Genomic DNA, 18,389 nt, shown 5'->3' with positions numbered 1-18,389 from the left:
GCCTGTCCGGCGATTGAGGACGAGCGCCGTTCAGGCGCGAACGGGGGTGCAGGGGGCGGAGCCCCCGCAGGGGGTCTGGGGCGCAGCCCCAGGGGGCTGCACCTTCAAGTAGCCGCACGGGCGGGAGGGCGGGAAAACCCCCGGGGTCTGGGGCGGAGCCCCAGGGGTCGGCTCATTCGATGCGCTGTACGGGCGGGCGGGTGGGAAAACGTCCCCGGGGTCTGGGGCGCAGCCCCAGGGCGCTGCACCCTCAAGTAGCCGCACGGGCGGGAGGGTGGGAAAACACCCCTCGCTAACCCGCGGCGCAGCCCGTCTCACCGAGCGGACCCGCCAAACCGAGGCACCCAGAACCGGCTACGCTCGCCCCGTGGCTGAAATCCAGATTCCCGCTGACATGAAGCCCGCCGACGGCCGTTTCGGCGCGGGCCCCTCCAAGGTGCGTACGGAGGCGCTGGACGCCCTGGCCGCCACCGGCACCTCCCTCCTCGGCACCTCCCACCGCCAGGCCCCGGTCAAGAACCTGGTCGGCGAGGTGCGCCAGGGCGTGGCCGACCTGTTCTCCCTGCCCGAGGGCTACGAGGTGATCCTGGGCAACGGTGGCTCCACCGCGTTCTGGGACGTCGCGACGCACGGCCTGATCGAGAACAAGTCGCAGCACCTGAACTTCGGCGAGTTCTCCTCCAAGTTCGCCAAGGCCGCCAAGCTCGCACCGTGGCTGGCCGAGCCGACCGTCATCAGCAGCGACCCGGGCACCCACCCGGACCCGAAGGCCGAAGCGGGCGTGGACGTGTACGCGCTCACGCACAACGAGACCTCCACCGGTGTCGCCGCCCCCATCAAGCGCGTGACCGGCGCCGACGAGGGCGCCCTCGTCCTGGTGGACGCGACGTCCGGCGCCGGCGGCCTGCCCGTCGACATTACCGAGAGCGACGTCTACTACTTCGCCCCGCAGAAGTCGTTCGCCTCGGACGGCGGCCTGTGGCTCGCGGCGTTCTCGCCGGCCGCCCTTGAGCGCGCCCAGCGCGTCCACGCGAGCGGGCGTCACGTGCCGGAGTTCTTCTCGCTGCCGACCGCGATCGACAACTCGCTGAAGAACCAGACGTACAACACCCCCTCCCTGTCCACCCTGTTCCTGCTCAACGAGCAGCTGAAGTGGATCAACGGCCAGGGCGGCCTCGCGTGGTCGACGGCGCGCACGGCTGCGTCGGCGGGCGCCCTGTACGGCTGGGCCGAGGACTCCAAGCACGCCACCCCGTTCGTCACCGACCCGGCGAAGCGCTCGCAGGTCATCGGCACGATCGACTTCGCGGACGGCATCGACGCGGCGGCGATCGCCAAGGTGCTGCGCGCCAACGGCATCGTGGACACCGAGCCGTACCGCAAGCTGGGCCGCAACCAGCTGCGCATCGCGATGTTCCCGGCGATCGACCCGGCGGACGTCGAGGCCCTGACGGCCTGTGTCGACTACGTGATCGAGCAGCTCTGAGCAAACAGCACCCGCGGGGGCCCGGCGCCGTTCTGGCGCCGGGCCCCTGTGCGTGCGCGCGCGGTCACGGCCGATAACCGCCCTATGCCGCAAGGGACTTGGTCCCTACCATCCAAAGCGATCCGGCGCTGCGCACCACGGCCGGACCGATCGCAGGTTTGACATGTTCATGCCTCAACTACGTTCTCGTGGCGGCATGGGCATGCGGCTGGACCCCCCACATCCCGCAAGGCCACCGACAACCGATCGGAGCATCATGCCCGGTGCACTTCTCGCAGGCGCCGCGACCGCGGCCTTCCTCGCGACCTCGCTCTTCACCCAGGCCGCGCCCGCCGCGGCGTCCGGCATCACCGCGCCGCCCGACAAGATCGTCATCGAGGTCGCGACCGTCAACGGCTCCGGCTGCCCGATCGGCACCGCCGCGGTCGCCGTCGCGCCGGACAACACCGCCTTCACCGTCACCTACAGCCAGTACCTGGCCCAGGTCGGCGCCGGCGCCAAACCGACCGACTTCCGCAAGAACTGCCAACTCAACCTGATCGTGCACGTCCCCTCGGGCTTCACCTACGCCGTCGCGAGCGCCGACTACCGCGGCTACGCCCACCTGGAGAGCGGCGCGAGCGCGACGCAGAAGGCCTCGTACTACTTCCAGGGCTCGTCCGACACGGCGAGCAGATCGCACCCCTTCACCGGCCCCTACGACGACGACTGGCAGGCCACCGACTCCACCGACTGGGGCCAGCTGGTGTGGGCCCCCTGCGGTGTCCAGCGCAACTTCAACATCAACACCGAGCTGCGCGCGAACGTCGGCACCTCCGACCCCCACGCCAACAGCTTCATCGCCATGGACTCCACCGACGGCGACATCCAGACCATCTACCACCTGGCCTGGAAGGAGTGCCCGAACCCGCGCTGACCCACAAGCACAGCAGGGCCCCCACCCCAAGCAGCCCCGCACCACGGTGGCCCGCACCACAGCGGCCCGCGCCACCAGGTGCGGGCCGTTCCATCACAGCCGCAACCACCACCACAGCCGCCGCCAGCCACACCCGCACCCACACCCACACCCACACCCACACCCACACCCACACCCACAACCGTAAGCAAGCCAGGCCCTCGTCTCGACCCCTCAGTCGCCGCCACCGCGCCGCCGCAGCAGACGCTTCGCTCCCACGCCGAGCACGGTGGCGCCCGCCAGGACCATCGCGCCCAGCACGAACTCGCCGTTGCCCGCGCCGCCACCCGAACCGGCGGAACTCCCGCCCGCCGCAGGCGACTTGGCACCCTCACCTTTCAGAGGGACCCGCACGACGCCGCTGTCCGCGCCTTCCGAGCCGACCATCAGGGCGGTGCCGTCCGGGGTGTACGTCACCGACTCGGACTGGGCCTGCACCGGCGTGCCCGGCACCGCGTGCCAGTCGCCGAGCGGACCGCCCGCACCGCCCGCACCGCCGCTGCCGCCCGCCCCGCCCTTCCAGACGTATTCGGCCAGCGAGAAGTAGCCCCGCAACGCCAGCCTCGTACCGTCCGGCGAGAACGCGCCGTCGGTCACCCACGGCACATCGCCGACCCTGCGGAAGACGTTCGTGCCGGACGCCGACAGCTTGGCCGGCCCCTCGTAGAGGCCGCCGCCGCTCTCACGCTTGGAGGCGATGTAGACGCGGCCGGTCCTGGGGTGGACCATCAACGCCTCGGCGTTGCGCGGCCCGTCGGCGTACTGGACGGTGTACTGCGTCGCCTCGACCGTCTGGTCCTTCAGCTCGGCCGGCTCGTGGAAGCGGTAGATCCACACGCGGTTCCAGGAGCCGTCCAGGTTGTCGCCGATGTCCCCGACATAGAGGTCTCCGTCGGGCCCGATCGAGATCGCCTCCACGTCACGCGGCCGGCCCACGCCCGTCATGGTGACCCGCGCGACGGTCCGGCCCGTCTTCGCGTCGACGGCGTACACATAGGGGCCGTCACCGCTGTCGTTGTGCGTCCAGTAGACGCCCGGGTGGACACGGCTTGCGGCGAGCCCGCTGGACTCCTTGATCCTGGGGTCCTTGATGGTGAAGCCCCCGTCATCGGCCGCCGCGGGACCCGCCGCACACATCAGGACGAGCCCGGCCGCCCCGCACACTCTCAAAAACGAACGCATGCCCCCAGTCTCCCCGGGTGTGGGAACTGATCCTGCTGCCCAGTAACCGCACACCAGGCGCGGAGGTCGTCCTCGCTGGGCTTCTGCTCGGCATGCTCGATCCGAGAGACCTTGGACTCGTGGAAGTCCATTGGCCGCCGCGAAGGCGCGCCCCCGTAGTCGTCCATCTCGCCCCGCTGCCAACAGGATCACGGCTCGCGGGACTTCGATGCATACGAATCAACCCCCCGTCTCTCCGGGCAAACCAAAAGCCCCGGTCTTACAGAGGGTGTACCCCCGTAGGCGGGTGCTGTGGCGGCGGCTACTGGCGCTCGCGCTTGCGACCAGGGCAGGATCACACCCCATGACGACTTCCGTTCTGGTCATGGGTGGCTCACACTTCCTCGGACGCGCCGTGGCGGTTGAGGCTCTGTGTCGCGGGTGGTCCGTAACCGTGTTCAACCGGGGCAAGACAGGAAGAAACCCTGACGGGGTTCACGCCGTCCAGGGCGACCGCACCAACCGGAAGGACTTGGGTCGGCTGGCCGGCATCGGGCCTTGGGACGCGGTTCTCGACACCTCTGGCATGTCCGCAGACGTCGTAGACCTGGCGACTCAGGCCTTGTCCGAGGCGACACGTAGGTACGTCTACGTGTCCACGGTCTCGGTCTACGCGGGATGGCCGCTGTTGCCTCTCACAGAAGATCTTCCAACTCTGGCGGAGGCTGAACCCGTCGCAGGCATGCCGGGTGACGTGGTCGTGTCGTACGGAGTGGACAAGGCCGCTGCGGAAAAGGCTGCCCAGGCGAACCTGGGGCGTGCACTGACTATTCTGCGCCCTGGTGTGATTTTGGGCCCGGAGGAGTATGTGGGCCGCCTGCCGTGGTGGTTGCGGCGGGTGGAGCGGGGTGGCCGGGTGCTGGCCCCTGGGAAGGCCGGGCAAACGATTGCCCCCGTGGATGCCCGGGATGTCGCCACGTTCGCCTGCGATCGAGCGCAGGAAGGTTGCGACGCTGAGATCTTCAACGTCACTGCCCCGAAGAATCACGCGACCATGGGGAGTTTCCTCCAGGAGTGCATCAAGGTCACTGGTTCCGACGCCAGCTTGGAGTGGGTGGAGGGAGACTTCCTCCTCGACCACGGTGCGAAGCAATGGACTGAGCTTCCGCTGTGGCGGACTTACCCAGGTACATGGGCAGTATCAGGTGTGCGCGCGCAGGACGCGGGGCTCGTGTGCCGTCCGCTGTCGGAGACCGTTGCCGACACCTGGGGTTGGTTTACTTCCGGGGAGGACGCCGTCGACAGTGAACGGGCAGCTCACATTGGTCTAGCCCCCGAGAAGGAAGCCGACCTGCTCTCCGCCTGGGACGCTCGCTAGTTCCCGATTGCGGAGCGCGGGACTCCGGGCAGTGTCGACCTGGCGGAGTCCCGGCTGAAGCCCTCGATGTAGTGGCCCAGTTCTGACGCTTCTCGGCGCCTCTGAAGGGCCGGAACGGTGAGCTGGGTACGAACGCACCTGAGACGCGCCAGGAGGCCGTCCACGCGCTGTTCTGGCGGAAGTTGAAACACGGGCCCCAGCGTCGTGACCGCAGATTCGATGTCGCTGTTCAGGAGCTGCGCCAAGGCGAGGTCCGCAGTCGCCTCCATCTCCACCTTTACCGACTTCTCTGTCTCTGGCCTGGACCGAACGAGGTTCAAAGCCTGAGAAGACGCATCGACAGCCCTGCCCCCATCGGACACAAGAAGCCATGAACTTCCGGCGGACATCGCGGCGCGCTCCAAGGAGAAACCGAACTCCCCGCCCATGTCGTCGTGATGGTCGTCTCGGATGCTTGGGTCTACCTCCTGAGCTGCCTCCAGCTCATAGCGGACCTGTTCGGGCATCCCAAGGTGCGCGTAGGTGCGTGCGGCCACGCCGTGGAGCCGGCGTTTCGCTGTGCCAGAGGTAGCGATTGCCTGGGCTGCCTTGACGTGCTCCAGGGCTTCGGCCGGCCGACCGTCCCAGTACGCAAGGAGGGCCAGGTTGCCACCGCACCAGGCGGTCAGCGGGGCGTGATCAATGGGCCTCACGTAAGCGAGGGCAGCAATCGTCAAGGTCTCTGCGGCTTCCTGCGAACCCAGGTCGAATGCTGCGGACGCGAGAAGCGCACATGCCTGACCCGCAAGAAGGTACAGCTCCGCAGACTGGCTTGGTCGGTGAGTCAGTGGCATTCGCCGTTCGATCGTGTCCCGGATCGTCCTGGCTCCGACGAACACTTCGGCGGCCGGCCGCTGGTGATAGCAGCGGGCCAAGCCGCGGAGTTGAGTGCGGAGGAGCTGGATTGCCTCGGCGGTCAGGGACATGGAGGCGGCGTCGCCAGCATGCGAGGCGGCGTCGTGTGCAGTCATGAGCAGGTCTTCTTCCGTTATGTGGGGGTGCTGCACTACCGACAGGGAGGATGTTCTTTCCTCCTGCCGCGTACCCGTCGGAGCCATCAGCCGTTCCAACGGCTGACCGAAGATCTCCTCCAGGATGAGACACGCGTACGGCTGTGGGGTGATGCCCCCTCTGAGCCACCGGGTCCACTGTCGCGACCCGACACTTTCTCGGCTCAGTCTGGGATCTTGGTTCCGCTCTCCCAGTCGGCGTGCTGTCTGCTCGTATCTCGGGTGGAACAGGGCGTACGACTCGATGCGCTCATCTCGTGCGAGCTTCCGCAAGAGCGTTTCCTGTTCTTCCGCCATGTCGGCTCTCCCGTTTCGTGTCGAGCTTCCCTTGAGAAGTATCCCCAACTCAGGCCAGTTCGCGTGTTGTTCAGGCATGAGACGGCGTGAAGTCGGCACGAAGTCCTACCGACGAGTACAGCGTCAATGGCGTCGTCTCAGATGTCGTCTGCAAGTCGTGGCGAAGTCAATCGCGCACCCCGATGCTTTACGTCACGCCAACACGGTGAGTGACTACGGAGGTGCAGATGGTGGCGACGTTCACGGATCCCAAGCATCGGCTGTCACCGGAGCCTGCGCCTCCGTCGTCAGACCCCCCGCCACACCCTCGGTGCATGCCGTGCCTGCGGCTCATGGAGGAGCGCGTGGACGCGTACATCGAGAACGACTTGCGGAGGGTAGGCGAGTGCAATCGAGCGATGCTGCGCCACCCGCACAAGAACCGTCTCGGTAGGGCGGCGCAGTGCCAGGGAGCATGACTGTCCGCGTCTCCCGGGACAACGGCCAGAGCTTCGAAGCGAAGACCACATACGACTTCGACAGGACGAAGCCCCCCGACCCCCCGTTGAGCTTCGCTTACCCGCCCTGTCAGTGCCCTCGTCATCGCGCCGGCAACGCCCCGAGGAGGCGCGCGGCGTGAGGTGGCGGCGTCCCACCCGCAGCGATGTCGCTCTCGGCTTCCTTTGGGCAAGCGTCGTCGCGCTCTGCGTCACCCGGATCGCTTCCGGCTGACCCCTAAGCCCCCGCCCTACACGGGGTGGGTCGCAAGTGCCATCACGTTCGAATGAAGGAGCAGATATGCCCGTCAAGATCGAGTGCAGCAACGACCAGTTCACCGGTCTGCTCGCCGGCGTCAAGGACGACCCGGAGCAGGTCGCGGCCGGCATCAAGGCGCGGGTCTCCGCGGCCCGGGCCGACGCGCACGTCGTGATGATGGGCGGCTGGACCAACTAGTCCTCGCCGTCGTCCCTTGCACAGAGCGTCCGGGGAGGGGTCAGTCCCCACCCCGGGCGCGCATCCGTCCTTCTGGAAGGAAACGCCATGCACATGCTGAACATCGGGCACCTGGTGGAGACCCTGGCCCGCTTCACCTACGCGATCAACGGTGAGCACGTCGAGACGTATGCCGAGCTGCGTCCCGCGTACATCAAGGCGGTCAACACCCTGCGTCCTGCCTACCTCCCCGCCGCGTTGGACCGCATCACGATCGGCTACGAGGACAGCGAATGGGTCGATCACTGCAAGCAGAACGACATCTTCCCGCACATCGTCGGTCCCGCCTCCCCGTCAGATGGGCCAACGCGTGAGGAGTGGGACCGCGAAGTCCTCGCAGCCCTGGGTCTGATCGAGGAAATCCACCCCGGCCTGCGTCAGTTGGTGGATCAGTTGGTCACGGACATCGTGGTGCTCAACTCGGGAGCGGATGGCGGCGGCTCCGCCAACCAGATGCCGGGCGTGGTGATGATGAGCCCCGGTTCGACATGGCAGACGCTCGACTGCGCCATGTGCATCGTGCACGAAGCTCTGCACACCGGTCTGTTCGTCCTCGACTCGGTGTACCCGATGTTCGTTCTGCCGCCTTCGGAGCTGGAGAAGGACGAGCATCGCGCCCTGTCGGCGGTCAAGATCGGGGAGAGGAGGCCGCTGCATGCGGCACTTCACGCGGCGGCCGTGGCTGTGCCCTTGATGTTCATGGAGTACAGCCAGGGCGAGCGCGTACTCGTGGATCAGTACACCGCGTCCCTGCGCGACGCCTGCGAGGACATGCAGACCAAACGCGACCTGTTCACGCCGTACGGCCGGCTCCTCCTGGACGAGATGACGGTCTGGGTCCAGGACGAGCCTCTGAATTTCTTCCAGATCGGCGAGGGCATCACGAGCGAGGAGTTTTCGGGCTACCGGCCTGCCGCCTGACACCTACTCGAAGGTGATGCCGGCCTCGCGTGCCAGGCTCAGGGCCAGCTCCATCGAACCTGGGCCTGCCACGGAGGTGCCCTTCAAGTTTGCACCGCCGCCGACATCGAGAAGCGTGCAATTTTCGATGCGCATGGAGCCGACTTTCGCGTTTCCGAATTGCGCACCGGTCAGGTCGCAATTCACGAACCTGACGTTGTGAAACTCCGTGAATTGAAAGTCGATACCCGTGAACCGGCAGTCCTCAAAAACGGTCGCGTACACCTTCATGTTCCGAAACATTCCGGGGGTTGCAACACAGTTGACAAATTGGGCGTCTCGGAAGGTACCGGCCTTCCAAGAGGAGCCGGTGAGCCTGCTCCCCTCGACCAGGCATCGGATCAACGACACGTCCCCTGCGGACATCTGCGAGAAGTCGCATGTCGTCAACTTACTGTCACTGAACTGGGTTTGACGCAGGCCGGTACCCGTGAACCGGACGTTGGCGAACGTGCATCCGTCAGCTTCGACGGCCTCGGCCTCCAGTCCCACGAACGCCTGGCCATCGAAGGCGAGGCGCTTGAGGATCGCATCGTCCTCCAGCTTTACATCACCTGCCGGTCGCAGCACTGTAGGAATTCTGGGAGCATCCGGCCCCTTGATCTTTCCTCCCTGGCGGGTGATCTGCGACATGAGAGATCTCCATTTTTTGGGGGGCGCGACAACACGGAGTCTAGCCACAAATCATCTGCCAGTTACCACCACCCGCCACCCGGAAGGACGAATGATTTCATGGCGCCTCGTTATGAGAGAACGACCGCAGTAGGGCCGACTCCGAGGACAACAGGCGTCCGCCGGCCCCGGCGGACACACGCATGGGGCTCTGCTCTCCCAGCGACATGCTCGTGGGCGACTACGTCTTCGTCCAGGGCAATAACCGGCGAGTGAACGGCATACGCGGTCGAGGCGGAGCGGGCCCACGCGTCCTACGCCTGGCAGCCTGTCCCGCGGCCTGGGCAGGGCGGAGTTCGAACGGGTGCACCTTGATCCGCCGGCGTCGAGCGATGTTCGACTCTCCAGCGCAGCCGCGCTGATTCCGGATGCTCGTGCCGGCCGCCCGGCCGTCCCCACGCGGTCACCCCGCCCCGATGGCCCACCCCCCGAGGTGTCCACCGTCACGTCGCCCCCCGGCGTACCGATCGGTAATGATGACCCCCATGCGTTTTCTCTTCGTCGGTGACTCCATGACCATCGGATGCCCCGGCGACTTCACCTGGCGCTACCGCATGTGGCGTCACCTCGACACGTCCCTCGGCGGCCCGTACGAGATCGTCGGGCCGCGCACCGCGCTGTACGACCCGGCGGCCGGGGCGCCCGTGTCGCACGACTACGCCGACGACGGCTTTCCGGCGCCCGCCCGACGTCACCTCGCGGGGTGGGGCGAGGGCTGGCTGCACATGGCGCCGCTGATCGGTTCCGCGGTCGCGGAGAGCCGGGCGGACGTGCTGCTCGTCTCGCTCGGCCTGATAGACCTCGGGTTCTACACCGACGCCGGCCAGACCGCCGCGAACGTGCGCGCCTTCGTCGAGGGCGCCCGCGACGCCAACCCGCGTGTGCGGGTGGTCTGTCTGCCGGTCATACCGAACATCCGGGCCGAGGGCGACGCGGCGTTCGCCGCCGAGGTGGACCGCTTCAACGAACTGCTCGCCAAAGCGGTCGCCGACCTCGACACGGCCGCCTCACCCCTGCTGCTCGCCACGGTCCCGGACACGTACGACATCCGCGTGGACACCTACGACGGCACGCACCCCGGGCCCAGTGGCGAGCACAAGCTGGCGGCCGCGTTCGCCGACGCGCTGCACGGCGCCTGGGAACTGGGCGCCCGCTACGCGCTGTAGGAGGCCCAGTCCCGGACCGCGAACCCGCCGCCCTCGCGCCGCACTTCGAAGGCACCGGCGCCCGCGATGTGGGCGGGCAGGACGAGTTCGCGCGTGTCGGCGGCGCGGCCCAGGATGCGCTGCCGGGTGGCGGCGGCCTGCGTCTCGTCCTCGCAGAAGCAGCTGTTGCAGGACGGCTCGACGAGCTGCACCGGGCTGTGCACCAGGTCACCGACGAACACGGCGCGCTCACCGCCGGAGGTGAGCCTCAGCACCGAGGAGCCCGGGGTGTGTCCGGGTGCGGCCTCCAGGACCAGGTTGTCGTCGATGCGGTGTTCACCCTCCCACAGCACGGCCTGTCCGGCCCTGACGACCGGCTCGACGCTGTCCCGGAAGGCGAGGGCCGGGGTGGTCCCCGGGTTGCGCCGGGCCGCCGCTGCGAAGTGGGCGTGGTCGGCGGCGGGCATGAGGTAGGTGGCGTTGGGGAACGCGGGCACCCACTCCCCGGGGCCCCGGCCCACCGTGTTCCAGCCGATGTGGTCGGAGTGGAGGTGGGTGTTGACCACCACGTCGACGTCCTCGGGGTGGACGCCGGCCGCCGCGAGCCGTCCCAGGAAGTCGGTGTCCATGTGGTCGAACACCGGCCTGCCGGGCCGTTCGCGGCCGTTGCCGACACCGGTGTCCACGAGTACGGTCCGTCCGCCGCTGCGCAGCACCCACGTCTGGAGCGCGAGGACCCACCGGTCGGTGTCCGGCTCCCAGAAGTCCGGCGCGAGCCAGTCCTCGTGCTCCTTCCACACCTCGATGCCGGCGCCCGGCACGATGTCGCGGGCGGGTCCGAACACGCCCTGCCACTCCATGACCCGAACGATCTCCACGTCACCCAGACCGATGCTGTGCACTGCCGCCTACCGCCTTCTGTCCGATTGCCCTGAGCCGACCCTATGGAGGCGCGCATGAGCTGTTCAATGCTCCCTCGCCTCACGCGCATACGTGATCGACTCACCGGGGCGGCCTGGTTACGCTGCACCGATGGACGTGGTGAGTGATGCGATCTCCGCGGTACGCCTGGGCCGCCCCTCCTCCACCAGGCTGCGGGTGAACGGCCGTTGGTGCGCACGGATCGCCCCGTACGAGGGCGCGGGCTTCCACGTCGTGCTGAGCGGCAGCTGCTGGATGCTGCCGGATCTGCCGTACACCGGCCCCGGGATCCATCTGAACAGGGGGGACGTGGTGCTGCTCGCGCACGGCAGCGGCCATGTGATCGCGGACCGCCCCGCCGACCGGGCCACCGTCGAGCGGGCCGTCGACTTCGAGCGGTGGTCGCCCGCGGCCCTGGCCGGCTCCCCGCCCGAGACCGAGCTGTTGTGCGGCAAGTACCGGCTCGACCGACGTCACACCCACCCGCTGATCGCGGAACTCCCCGACGTGGTGCACATCCCGAGCGGTCCCGGCCGCGACTCCGGTCTGTGCGCCGCCGTCGGCCTGCTGGAGCACGAGGTCCGCGGCGGGCACCTGGGCTCTGCGATCGCCGTGCCGAGCCTGCTCGATCTGCTGCTGGTCCATCTCGTACGGGCCTGGATGGCGGACAGCACCACCTCGCCGTGGCCGGCCGCGCTCCACGACCCGGCGGTGGCCGCGGCCCTGCACGCCCTGCACCAGGACCCGGCGCGGCGCTGGAGCAACGACAGCCTCGCCGCCCAAGTCGGCGTGTCCCGCGCCACGTTGGCGCGCCGCTTCACCGCCCTCGTGGGGCGCGCCCCCATGACGTACCTCACGTGGTGGCGGCTGACCCGGGCCGCGGCGCTGCTGCGCACCACCCCGGACGCGCTCGACAGCATTGCCCAGCGCGTCGGGTACAGCACGCCGTACGCCCTGTCGCACGCCTTCAGCCGGCAGTACGGCACGACGCCGGGGCGCTATCGGGCGGCGGCCGTCACGGCGTGAGGGCGAGCTTGCCCCGGGTGTGGCCGCCCTCGCTGAGCTCCTGGGCCTTGGCGGCGTCGGCGAGCGGGAACGTCCCGGCGTGCCGGACCCGCAGCCGGCCGGCGGCGGCCAGCCGGGCGTGGGCGGTGAAGACGGGCCGGGGGTCGGGGGTGGCCTCGCCGCTGAAGACGACGCCGAACTCGGCGGCCCCCGGGTCGGCGATGGTGACGATGCGGGGGGTGGCGCCGCCGCGCAGCGCGATCGAGTCGGGCAGTGCGCCGTGGCCGGCCGCGTCGTACACCGCGTCGATGCCCTGCGGGGCCAGCGCGCGCACCCGCTCGGTGAGCCCCGCACCGTAGGCCACCGGTGTCGCGCCCAGCTCGCGCAGGAAGGCGTGGTTGTCCGGGGACGCCGTACCGATCACGGTGGCGCCCCGTGCCACCGCCAGCTGCACACCGACCGAGCCGGTCACACCCGCCGCGCCGTGCAGCAACAGGGTCTCCCCCGCGCCGAGTTGGAGCAGGTCGAGGACCCGCTCGGACGTCTCGCCCGCGATGGGCAGCGCGACGGCCTGCTCCCAGGTCAGCTCGGCCGGCTTGGGCACGACGTGGGTGGCGAGGGCGTACTGGGCGTACGCGCCGGTGTCTGCCTGCCCGAACACCTCGTCGCCGACCGCCAACCCGGTGACGCCCTCGCCCAACTCGTCGATCACGCCCGCCAGTTCGAGGCCCGGTATCGCAGGGAAGGCCACCGGGAAGAAGTGCTCCATCGAGCCGCTGCGGATCTTGTGGTCGACCGGGTTGACGCCCGCGACGACCACCTTCACCCGCACCTGGCCCGGTCCCGGCCGGGGCTTGTCCGCCTCGCCGAGCGTCAGCACCTCGGGTCCGCCGAACCGCTCGTACACAATCGCTTCCATCGCCGCGCTCCTCGCATCGCTCGTCCGCCGTCCTCGGCGCCGTGGCTCAAGCGTCCGTCGGCCGCGTGCGCAACGCGGCCCGCCTTACGGCCGGTTCGACCTGGCCACAAGGAGGGGCACCGCCGGGCGCGCCGGCCGTACGCTGGCGCGATGGAGCCCCGCACGAGCCGCAGCACACCCCTTACCGACGCCGCCACGACACCCGCCGGCTTCGCGCTCGCGCGCGCCGCCGAGCTGGTGAGCGCCCCCATGGACCGGATCCTGCCGATCCTGAGCGAAGCCGTCGCCCCGCTGGTCGCGCACACGGTGGCCGCCGAGTTGTCGGGGCAGTGTGCGCACTCGCCGTTCAAGGTGCACGGCGTCGCGGGGGCGGCCCCGCGGGTCGCCGTCACCGACCTCCAGGCGCTCGGCCCGCTCGTCGTGCCGGGCCACCCGTGGCAGGGCACGGCCGTGGTCGGCGGCGAGGAGCACGCCGTCGTCGCGGTCGCGAGCGAGGCCGCCCCGATGGCCGTGCGGCCGCCGCTCCTGGTGCTCGTCCGCGCCGCGCCGGGAGAGGTGCTGACGGAGCAGGACGCGAGGATCGTCCAGGACCTGTGGGACCTGGTGACCGGCCACCGGGCGCGCATCTCGATCGAGGCGGTGCCGGGCGCCCTCGCCCAGTCGCGCTCCACCGCCGCCGAGCGGGCCCGGGTGATCGCCGAACTGGGCGAGGCCCACGAAGCCGTGCTCACCGCGCTGTTGGGTGTGCTGCGCGGCAAGAGCCTGGAGGACCGCGCCGCGCGGACCCGCGCCGTCGACATCGCGGGCTCCGCCCTGGTCGCGCTGCGCGCCGTGGCCGACCGCGACCAGGAACTCACGCAGGAGCCGGCCGCCGAGGCCTTCACCCGGCTCACCGACTCCCTGGCACCGCTGTTCCGCCACTGCGAGCTGCGCGTCGAGTTCACGCCGCCGGAGGCCGAGACCGCCGAGGTGTCCCTGCCCGCGGAGATCGCGCACCTGGCACGCGCCGCGGTACGCACCCTGGCGCTCGCCATGTCCGGACAGCAGGGCGTGCACCGCATCCACATCCGCTGGCGGCTCGACGACAGCCACCTGGTCGCGGCCGTACGGGACGACGGGTCCGGCGAGCTGCCGCCCGCGGCGCTCGGCACGCACCAGGTGGCCCAGCGCCTGGCCGCGCTCGGCGGCACCCTCACCGTGGACGCGCTGCCCGGCTGGGGCACCACCGTCACCACGACCCTGCCGCTGGGCACCGCGCCGGGCCCGCGCGTCGACCCGCTGGCCGGACTGCACCCGCGCGAGGCGGAAGTGCTCGGCCACCTCGCCCAGGGGCACCGCAACCGGACGATCGCCCAGGAGCTGCACATCAGCGAGTCGACGGTGAAGTTCCACGTCGCGAACATCCTGGCGAAACTGGGGGTGAGCTCGCGGGGCGAGGCGGCGGCGATGCTGCACGCGGTGGCGTGAGGTCAGGGGCGGACCGGCGCGAGGGGTTGCGCGGCGGCGCGGGCCGGGGCGGCGGGCGCGGCCCCGGTCGCCGCGAGGCCGCAGCGCCGCGGGGTGCGGCCGGGTGCCCCGTCGCGGCGGACGGCCGTTGTCAGTGGCGGGTGCCAGACTCGATCGCGTGAACGAGCGGTGGGCGATCGAGGCGACCGAGGACGGCGGGGCACGGCTCGCCCCCCTCGGGGACGACGGGCTGCCCGTCGGCGAGATCCGCACGGAGGCGGACCTGGTGTCGGCCGTCCGCGCGCGCCCCGGCGTCGCCCGCTGGGTGTGGCGGTCCACCACCGAGCTGTACCCGCGGCTGCTCGCCGCGGGCGTCCGCATCGAGCGGTGTTACGACATCGAGGACGCCGAGCTGCTGCTGCTCGGCCACGAGGGCCGGCACGGCGCACCCCGCTCGGCGGCCGCCGCATGGGCCCGGCTGCACAACAGACCCGTGCCGCCCGACCCGCCGCCGCGTGCCGCCGAGCCGGGCTCGCAGTCCTCGCTCTTCGAGTCCTTCGAGCCACGCGGCACCGCGGGCCTGCCCTTCGCCGCGCTCCTTGAGGTGTACGCGGACCAGCAGCGCCGCCACGGCGCGGCCGAGCACCCCGACCGGATGCGGCTGCTCACCGCGTCCCAGTCGGCCGGGATGCTGGTGGCCGCCGAGATGCACCGGGCGGGGCTGCCGTGGCGGGCCGATGTGCACCGCGACCTCCTGGACGGGCTGCTGGGCGAGCGTTACGCGAGCGGTTCGCCGCGCACCGGGGGCGGCGGCGAGCCGCGCCGCCTCGCCGAGCTCACCGACCAGGTGTCGGCGGCGTTCGGGCGCCGGGTCAGACCGGACCTGCCGACCGACGTGGTGAAGGCGTTCGGCGAGGCCGGGATCCGCATCAAGTCGACGCGGCGCTGGGAGCTCGCCGAGCTCGACCATCCCGCGGTCGAGCCGTTGATCGAGTACAAGAAGCTGTACCGGATCTGGACCGCACACGGCTGGAGCTGGTTGCAGGACTGGGTGCGCGAGGGCCGCTTCCGCCCCGAGTACACCCCGGGCGGCACGGTCAGCGGCCGCTGGACGACCAACGGCGGGGGCGCCCTTCAGATCCCCAAGGTGATACGGCAGGCGGTCGTCGCCGACCCCGGCTGGCGCCTGGTGGTCGCCGACGCCGACCAGATGGAGCCGAGGGTGCTGGCCGCGATCTCCCGCGACCCCGGCCTGATGGAGGTGGCCGGCCATGACGGCGACCTGTACACCGCGCTGTCCGACCGGGCGTTCTCCGGTGACCGCACCCACGCCAAGCTGGCGCTGCTCGGCGCCATCTACGGCCAGACATCGGGTGACGGCCTGAAGAACCTGGCGGCGCTGCGCAGGCGCTTCCCGCTGGCGGTGGCGTACGTGGACGACGCGGCGAAGGCCGGCCAGGAAGGGCGGCTCGTGCGCACCTGGCTCGGCCGCACCAGCCCGCCCGCGGCCGGCACCGAGGACGCCGACGAGGCGGGCATCCCGCAGGACCAGGAGGCCCAACTGCCCAGTACCGGTGGGGAGTTCACGTACGGCTACGCATCGAGTGACGCCCGTGCGCGCGGCCGCTTCACGCGCAACTTCGTGGTGCAGGGCAGCGCGGCCGACTGGGCGCTGCTCCTGCTGGCCGCGCTGCGCCGGGCGATCACGGCCGCCGGGCTCCGGGCCGAGCTGGTCTTCTTCCAGCACGACGAGGTGATCGTGCACTGCCCCGCCGATGAGGCCGCCACCGTGGCGAAGGCGATCCGTGAGGCCGGCGAGCTGGCCGGGCGGATCGCCTTCGGGGACACACCGGTGCGGTTCCCGTTCACGACGGCGGTGGTGGAGCGTTACTCGGACGCGAAGTGACCCTTCGGCTACGTGATGGTGGGCCAGTGCGGGTCGAGGGCGATGGCCTTGAGTTCGTCCATGGTGAGGGCGGGCTGGGCGCGGGTCGCCGGCGCGGACTGGTTGCCGGTGTTGAAGGCGGAGACGATCACGCGGAGGCCGTCCGGGCGCACCGTGTCGGCCGTCCAGCAGACCACCCCCGCGCCCTTCCCCGCGGCCTTCTTGTCCATGCCGACGCGGGTGCCGTCCGGCAGGGTCGATGTCTGGCCCTGCGGCACGACGTCCGACATCCGGGGCTGCACATTGATCTGTACGAGGCTGCGTCCCTTGCCGTCGTCGACCACGGCGAACGCGTAACCGTCCTGGGCGCCCTGCTCGCCGATGTGCAGCCGCTTGCCCGGCAGCAGCGCGACGAACTCCTTCTGCACGGCGCCGGCCGAGGGCTGGCTGTCGTGCGACGAGCTGCCGTGCGAGGGGTCCGCCTGCTCGGGCAGACCGTCCGCGAGGGAGATCCACCGCGGGTCGGTGACCAGCGCCCTGAGCTGCGCGGCGGTGAGCGGCGGGGTGGCGCGGGAGATCCCCGCGCCCTTCTCCGCGGCCGCGTTCCACTCGCTCGCCTCGACCAGGATGCCCTTCGGGGTGAGCAGGACGGCCCGCCAGTTCTTGGTCGGCTCCCGCCGGTCGGGGTACTCGTAGCCCTGCACCAGGAGGTAGCGGGAGCCGTCGGCCAGCTTCTCGGTCAGGCATGCGTCGTAGTCCACGAAGGCCCGTGCGGGGCAGGTCGTCCGCTCCGTACCGGAAGAGCCGGTGGGATCGGCCCTGCTCAGGCCGAGCGAGAGGAGCCCGGCGCCCTTCCCGTCGTCGAAGACCCCGGACACCACGGGAGCGTCCGAGCCGCCGCCCTCCGGGTTGCTCCCCTGCGACTGGTCGAGGGTGCCCGGGGGCACCAGCGACTTCAACAGCGCGACCATCCGCTGGTGGACGCCGCCCGCGTCCGGCGACCCGCCCGGTTTCGGTGGTGCAGCCACCGAGCCGCCACTGTCGGCGCCACCGCCCTCGCCGACGGCCCCCGCGATGTACGCGCCGCCGAACCCGACCAGGCCGAGCGCGAGCACGCTGCCGGTGACGACGGCCGTGCGGCGCCGGGCGATCCGCCGCCGGCCCAGGGTCACGCCGGACTCCACCAGGTCGGCGCGGTCGCCGAGTTCGAAACCGTCCGCGGTGTGGCGCATGGCTTCGCCGAGTCGGTCCTCAAAGGGCATGGCGAACCACACCTTTCTGTTCTCTCGCTGAACATGGGCTGTCGGGGTGGGAGGGGAGGAGGGGAGGAGGGGAGGAGGGGAGGAGGGGAGGAGGGGGGGAGGGGGAGGAGGGGGCCGAAGGTCAGAGGCCGGGGCCATGGGTCAGAGGTCAAATGTCGGATGTCGGATGTCAGATGTCGGATGTCAGATGTCAGATGTCAGATGTCAGAGCGTGACGTACTCGACCAGCGAGCCGCCGAGGCGGTCGCGGAGTTTGACCAGCGCGCGTACCGAGCGGGTACGGACCGCGGCCGAGCTGACGTTCATCACGTCGGCCGTCTCCTCGATGCTGCGGTCCTCCCAGTAGCGGAGCACGATGACGGCGCGGTCCTTGGGCGACAGCTCCGCGAGCGCGTCGAGCAGGGCCACCCGCAGCGCCGGGTCCTCGCCGGCGGTGGCGCGCTCGGGCAGCTCACCGAGCGGCCGCTCCGTGGCCGAGCGGCGCCGGCGATGGGCGAGGAAGGTGCGTACGAGGACGGTCTGCGCATAACCCGCCGGGTTGTCGATCCCGTGGACGCGTCCCCACACCACGTACATCCGCCCCAGCGTCTCCTGCACCAGGTCCTCGGCGAGATGGGTGTCACCGCTGGTCAGCAGGCAGGCGGAACGGTAGAGCTGGCCCGTACGCCCCGTGGCGAACTCGATGAACGCATCGGCGCGCGTCGAGCGCGGCATCCGCTCGATCCGCTCCCTGCGCGCCCACTCGTCCTGCCCCCGTCTCGCCTGCCACTCCAGCTCTCTTCGCCACGGCTGCCTCACGGACCGCCCCCGCCTCCACCCCGTACTCGTCCCGCCCCTACACCCCACTAATGCGCCGGGCCCCCGACAATGTTTCAC

The 18,389-nt window shown here is 70.3% G+C and carries 16 protein-coding genes; 9 read left to right on the top strand and 7 right to left on the bottom strand.

Features of this window, described 5'->3' with window-relative positions; genetic code table 11:
• Positions 1 to 367 precede the first annotated feature (367 nt).
• Both serC and ACGFW5_RS21255 read left to right on the top strand, forming a co-directional pair.
• Positions 368 to 1,486 carry a phosphoserine transaminase gene (gene serC / locus ACGFW5_RS21260; protein ID WP_393835820.1) on the top strand — a complete coding sequence of 373 codons (1,119 nt, stop codon included), beginning with the start codon at positions 368 to 370 and terminating at the stop codon, positions 1,484 to 1,486.
• A gap of 256 nt (positions 1,487 to 1,742) precedes the next feature.
• The gene (locus ACGFW5_RS21255) at positions 1,743 to 2,402 is read left to right on the top strand and encodes a DUF4360 domain-containing protein (RefSeq protein ID WP_393835819.1); all 660 of its coding nucleotides are present in this window, start codon (positions 1,743 to 1,745) and stop codon (positions 2,400 to 2,402) included.
• A 213-nt stretch (positions 2,403 to 2,615) separates the two neighbouring features.
• Here ACGFW5_RS21255 and ACGFW5_RS21250 read toward each other — a convergent pair whose 3' ends face one another.
• The gene (locus tag ACGFW5_RS21250) at positions 2,616 to 3,623 is read right to left on the bottom strand and encodes a WD40 repeat domain-containing protein (protein WP_393835818.1); all 1,008 of its coding nucleotides are present in this window, start codon (positions 3,621 to 3,623) and stop codon (positions 2,616 to 2,618) included.
• A 343-nt stretch (positions 3,624 to 3,966) separates the two neighbouring features.
• On the opposite strand from ACGFW5_RS21250, the gene ACGFW5_RS21245 reads away from it, so the two are divergent.
• A complete protein-coding gene (locus ACGFW5_RS21245; protein ID WP_393835817.1) occupies positions 3,967 to 4,980 on the top strand; it encodes an NAD-dependent epimerase/dehydratase family protein in 1,014 nt (337 codons plus the stop codon).
• Here ACGFW5_RS21245 and ACGFW5_RS21240 read toward each other — a convergent pair.
• Positions 4,977 to 6,326: a hypothetical protein gene (locus tag ACGFW5_RS21240; RefSeq protein WP_393835816.1), complete on the bottom strand. Its 1,350-nt coding sequence runs from the start codon at positions 6,324 to 6,326 to the stop codon at positions 4,977 to 4,979. The two genes, ACGFW5_RS21245 and ACGFW5_RS21240, sit on opposite strands and share 4 nt — an antisense overlap.
• A gap of 777 nt (positions 6,327 to 7,103) precedes the next feature.
• Here ACGFW5_RS21240 and ACGFW5_RS21235 point away from each other — a divergent pair.
• Together ACGFW5_RS21235 and ACGFW5_RS21230 are read left to right on the top strand one after the other, a co-directional pair.
• Positions 7,104 to 7,259 carry a hypothetical protein gene (locus ACGFW5_RS21235; protein WP_393835815.1) on the top strand — a complete coding sequence of 52 codons (156 nt, stop codon included), beginning with the start codon at positions 7,104 to 7,106 and terminating at the stop codon, positions 7,257 to 7,259.
• 87 nt (positions 7,260 to 7,346) lie between these two features.
• The gene (locus ACGFW5_RS21230) at positions 7,347 to 8,219 is read left to right on the top strand and encodes an aKG-HExxH-type peptide beta-hydroxylase (RefSeq protein ID WP_393835814.1); all 873 of its coding nucleotides are present in this window, start codon (positions 7,347 to 7,349) and stop codon (positions 8,217 to 8,219) included.
• 3 nt (positions 8,220 to 8,222) lie between these two features.
• Here the strand turns inward: ACGFW5_RS21230 and ACGFW5_RS21225 are convergent, their stop codons facing one another.
• Positions 8,223 to 8,891, bottom strand: a complete 669-nt coding sequence (locus tag ACGFW5_RS21225; protein ID WP_393835813.1) for a pentapeptide repeat-containing protein — start codon at positions 8,889 to 8,891, stop codon at positions 8,223 to 8,225.
• 524 nt (positions 8,892 to 9,415) lie between these two features.
• Between ACGFW5_RS21225 and ACGFW5_RS21220 the strand changes: the two genes are divergently transcribed.
• Positions 9,416 to 10,096, top strand: coding sequence for a GDSL-type esterase/lipase family protein (locus ACGFW5_RS21220; protein WP_393835812.1), 681 nt, complete (start codon positions 9,416 to 9,418; stop codon positions 10,094 to 10,096).
• Here ACGFW5_RS21220 and ACGFW5_RS21215 read toward each other — a convergent pair.
• On the bottom strand, positions 10,084 to 10,935 hold the full coding sequence (locus tag ACGFW5_RS21215; protein ID WP_393835828.1) for an MBL fold metallo-hydrolase: 852 nt from the start codon (positions 10,933 to 10,935) through the stop codon (positions 10,084 to 10,086). The two genes, ACGFW5_RS21220 and ACGFW5_RS21215, sit on opposite strands and share 13 nt — an antisense overlap.
• Before the next feature lie 172 nt (positions 10,936 to 11,107).
• Between ACGFW5_RS21215 and ACGFW5_RS21210 the strand changes: the two genes are divergently transcribed.
• On the top strand, positions 11,108 to 12,022 hold the full coding sequence (locus ACGFW5_RS21210; protein ID WP_393835811.1) for an AraC family transcriptional regulator: 915 nt from the start codon (positions 11,108 to 11,110) through the stop codon (positions 12,020 to 12,022).
• Here the strand turns inward: ACGFW5_RS21210 and ACGFW5_RS21205 are convergent.
• Positions 12,012 to 12,920, bottom strand: coding sequence for an NADP-dependent oxidoreductase (locus tag ACGFW5_RS21205; RefSeq protein ID WP_393835810.1), 909 nt, complete (start codon positions 12,918 to 12,920; stop codon positions 12,012 to 12,014). The two genes, ACGFW5_RS21210 and ACGFW5_RS21205, sit on opposite strands and share 11 nt — an antisense overlap.
• A 150-nt stretch (positions 12,921 to 13,070) precedes the next feature.
• Between ACGFW5_RS21205 and ACGFW5_RS21200 the strand changes: the two genes are divergently transcribed.
• Both ACGFW5_RS21200 and ACGFW5_RS21195 read left to right on the top strand, forming a co-directional pair.
• On the top strand, positions 13,071 to 14,387 hold the full coding sequence (locus ACGFW5_RS21200) for a LuxR C-terminal-related transcriptional regulator (protein WP_393835809.1): 1,317 nt from the start codon (positions 13,071 to 13,073) through the stop codon (positions 14,385 to 14,387).
• Positions 14,388 to 14,544: 157 nt separating this feature from the next.
• Positions 14,545 to 16,272, top strand: a complete 1,728-nt coding sequence (locus ACGFW5_RS21195; protein WP_393835808.1) for a bifunctional 3'-5' exonuclease/DNA polymerase — start codon at positions 14,545 to 14,547, stop codon at positions 16,270 to 16,272.
• A gap of 8 nt (positions 16,273 to 16,280) precedes the next feature.
• Here ACGFW5_RS21195 and ACGFW5_RS21190 read toward each other — a convergent pair whose 3' ends face one another.
• Together ACGFW5_RS21190 and ACGFW5_RS21185 are read right to left on the bottom strand one after the other, a co-directional pair.
• Complete coding sequence (locus ACGFW5_RS21190) at positions 16,281 to 17,513, bottom strand: hypothetical protein (protein WP_393835807.1); 1,233 nt, start codon at positions 17,511 to 17,513, stop codon at positions 16,281 to 16,283.
• A 204-nt stretch (positions 17,514 to 17,717) separates the two neighbouring features.
• A complete protein-coding gene (locus tag ACGFW5_RS21185) occupies positions 17,718 to 18,227 on the bottom strand; it encodes a SigE family RNA polymerase sigma factor (RefSeq protein ID WP_393835827.1) in 510 nt (169 codons plus the stop codon).
• Positions 18,228 to 18,389: the final 162 nt, after the last annotated feature.

It is taken from the genome of Streptomyces sp. NPDC048416 (genome assembly GCF_043200435.1).
GTDB lineage: Bacteria > Actinomycetota > Actinomycetes > Streptomycetales > Streptomycetaceae > Streptomyces.
Note: the sequence above shows the minus strand (reverse complement) of the source record. Positions and strands in the feature narration are given on the sequence as shown.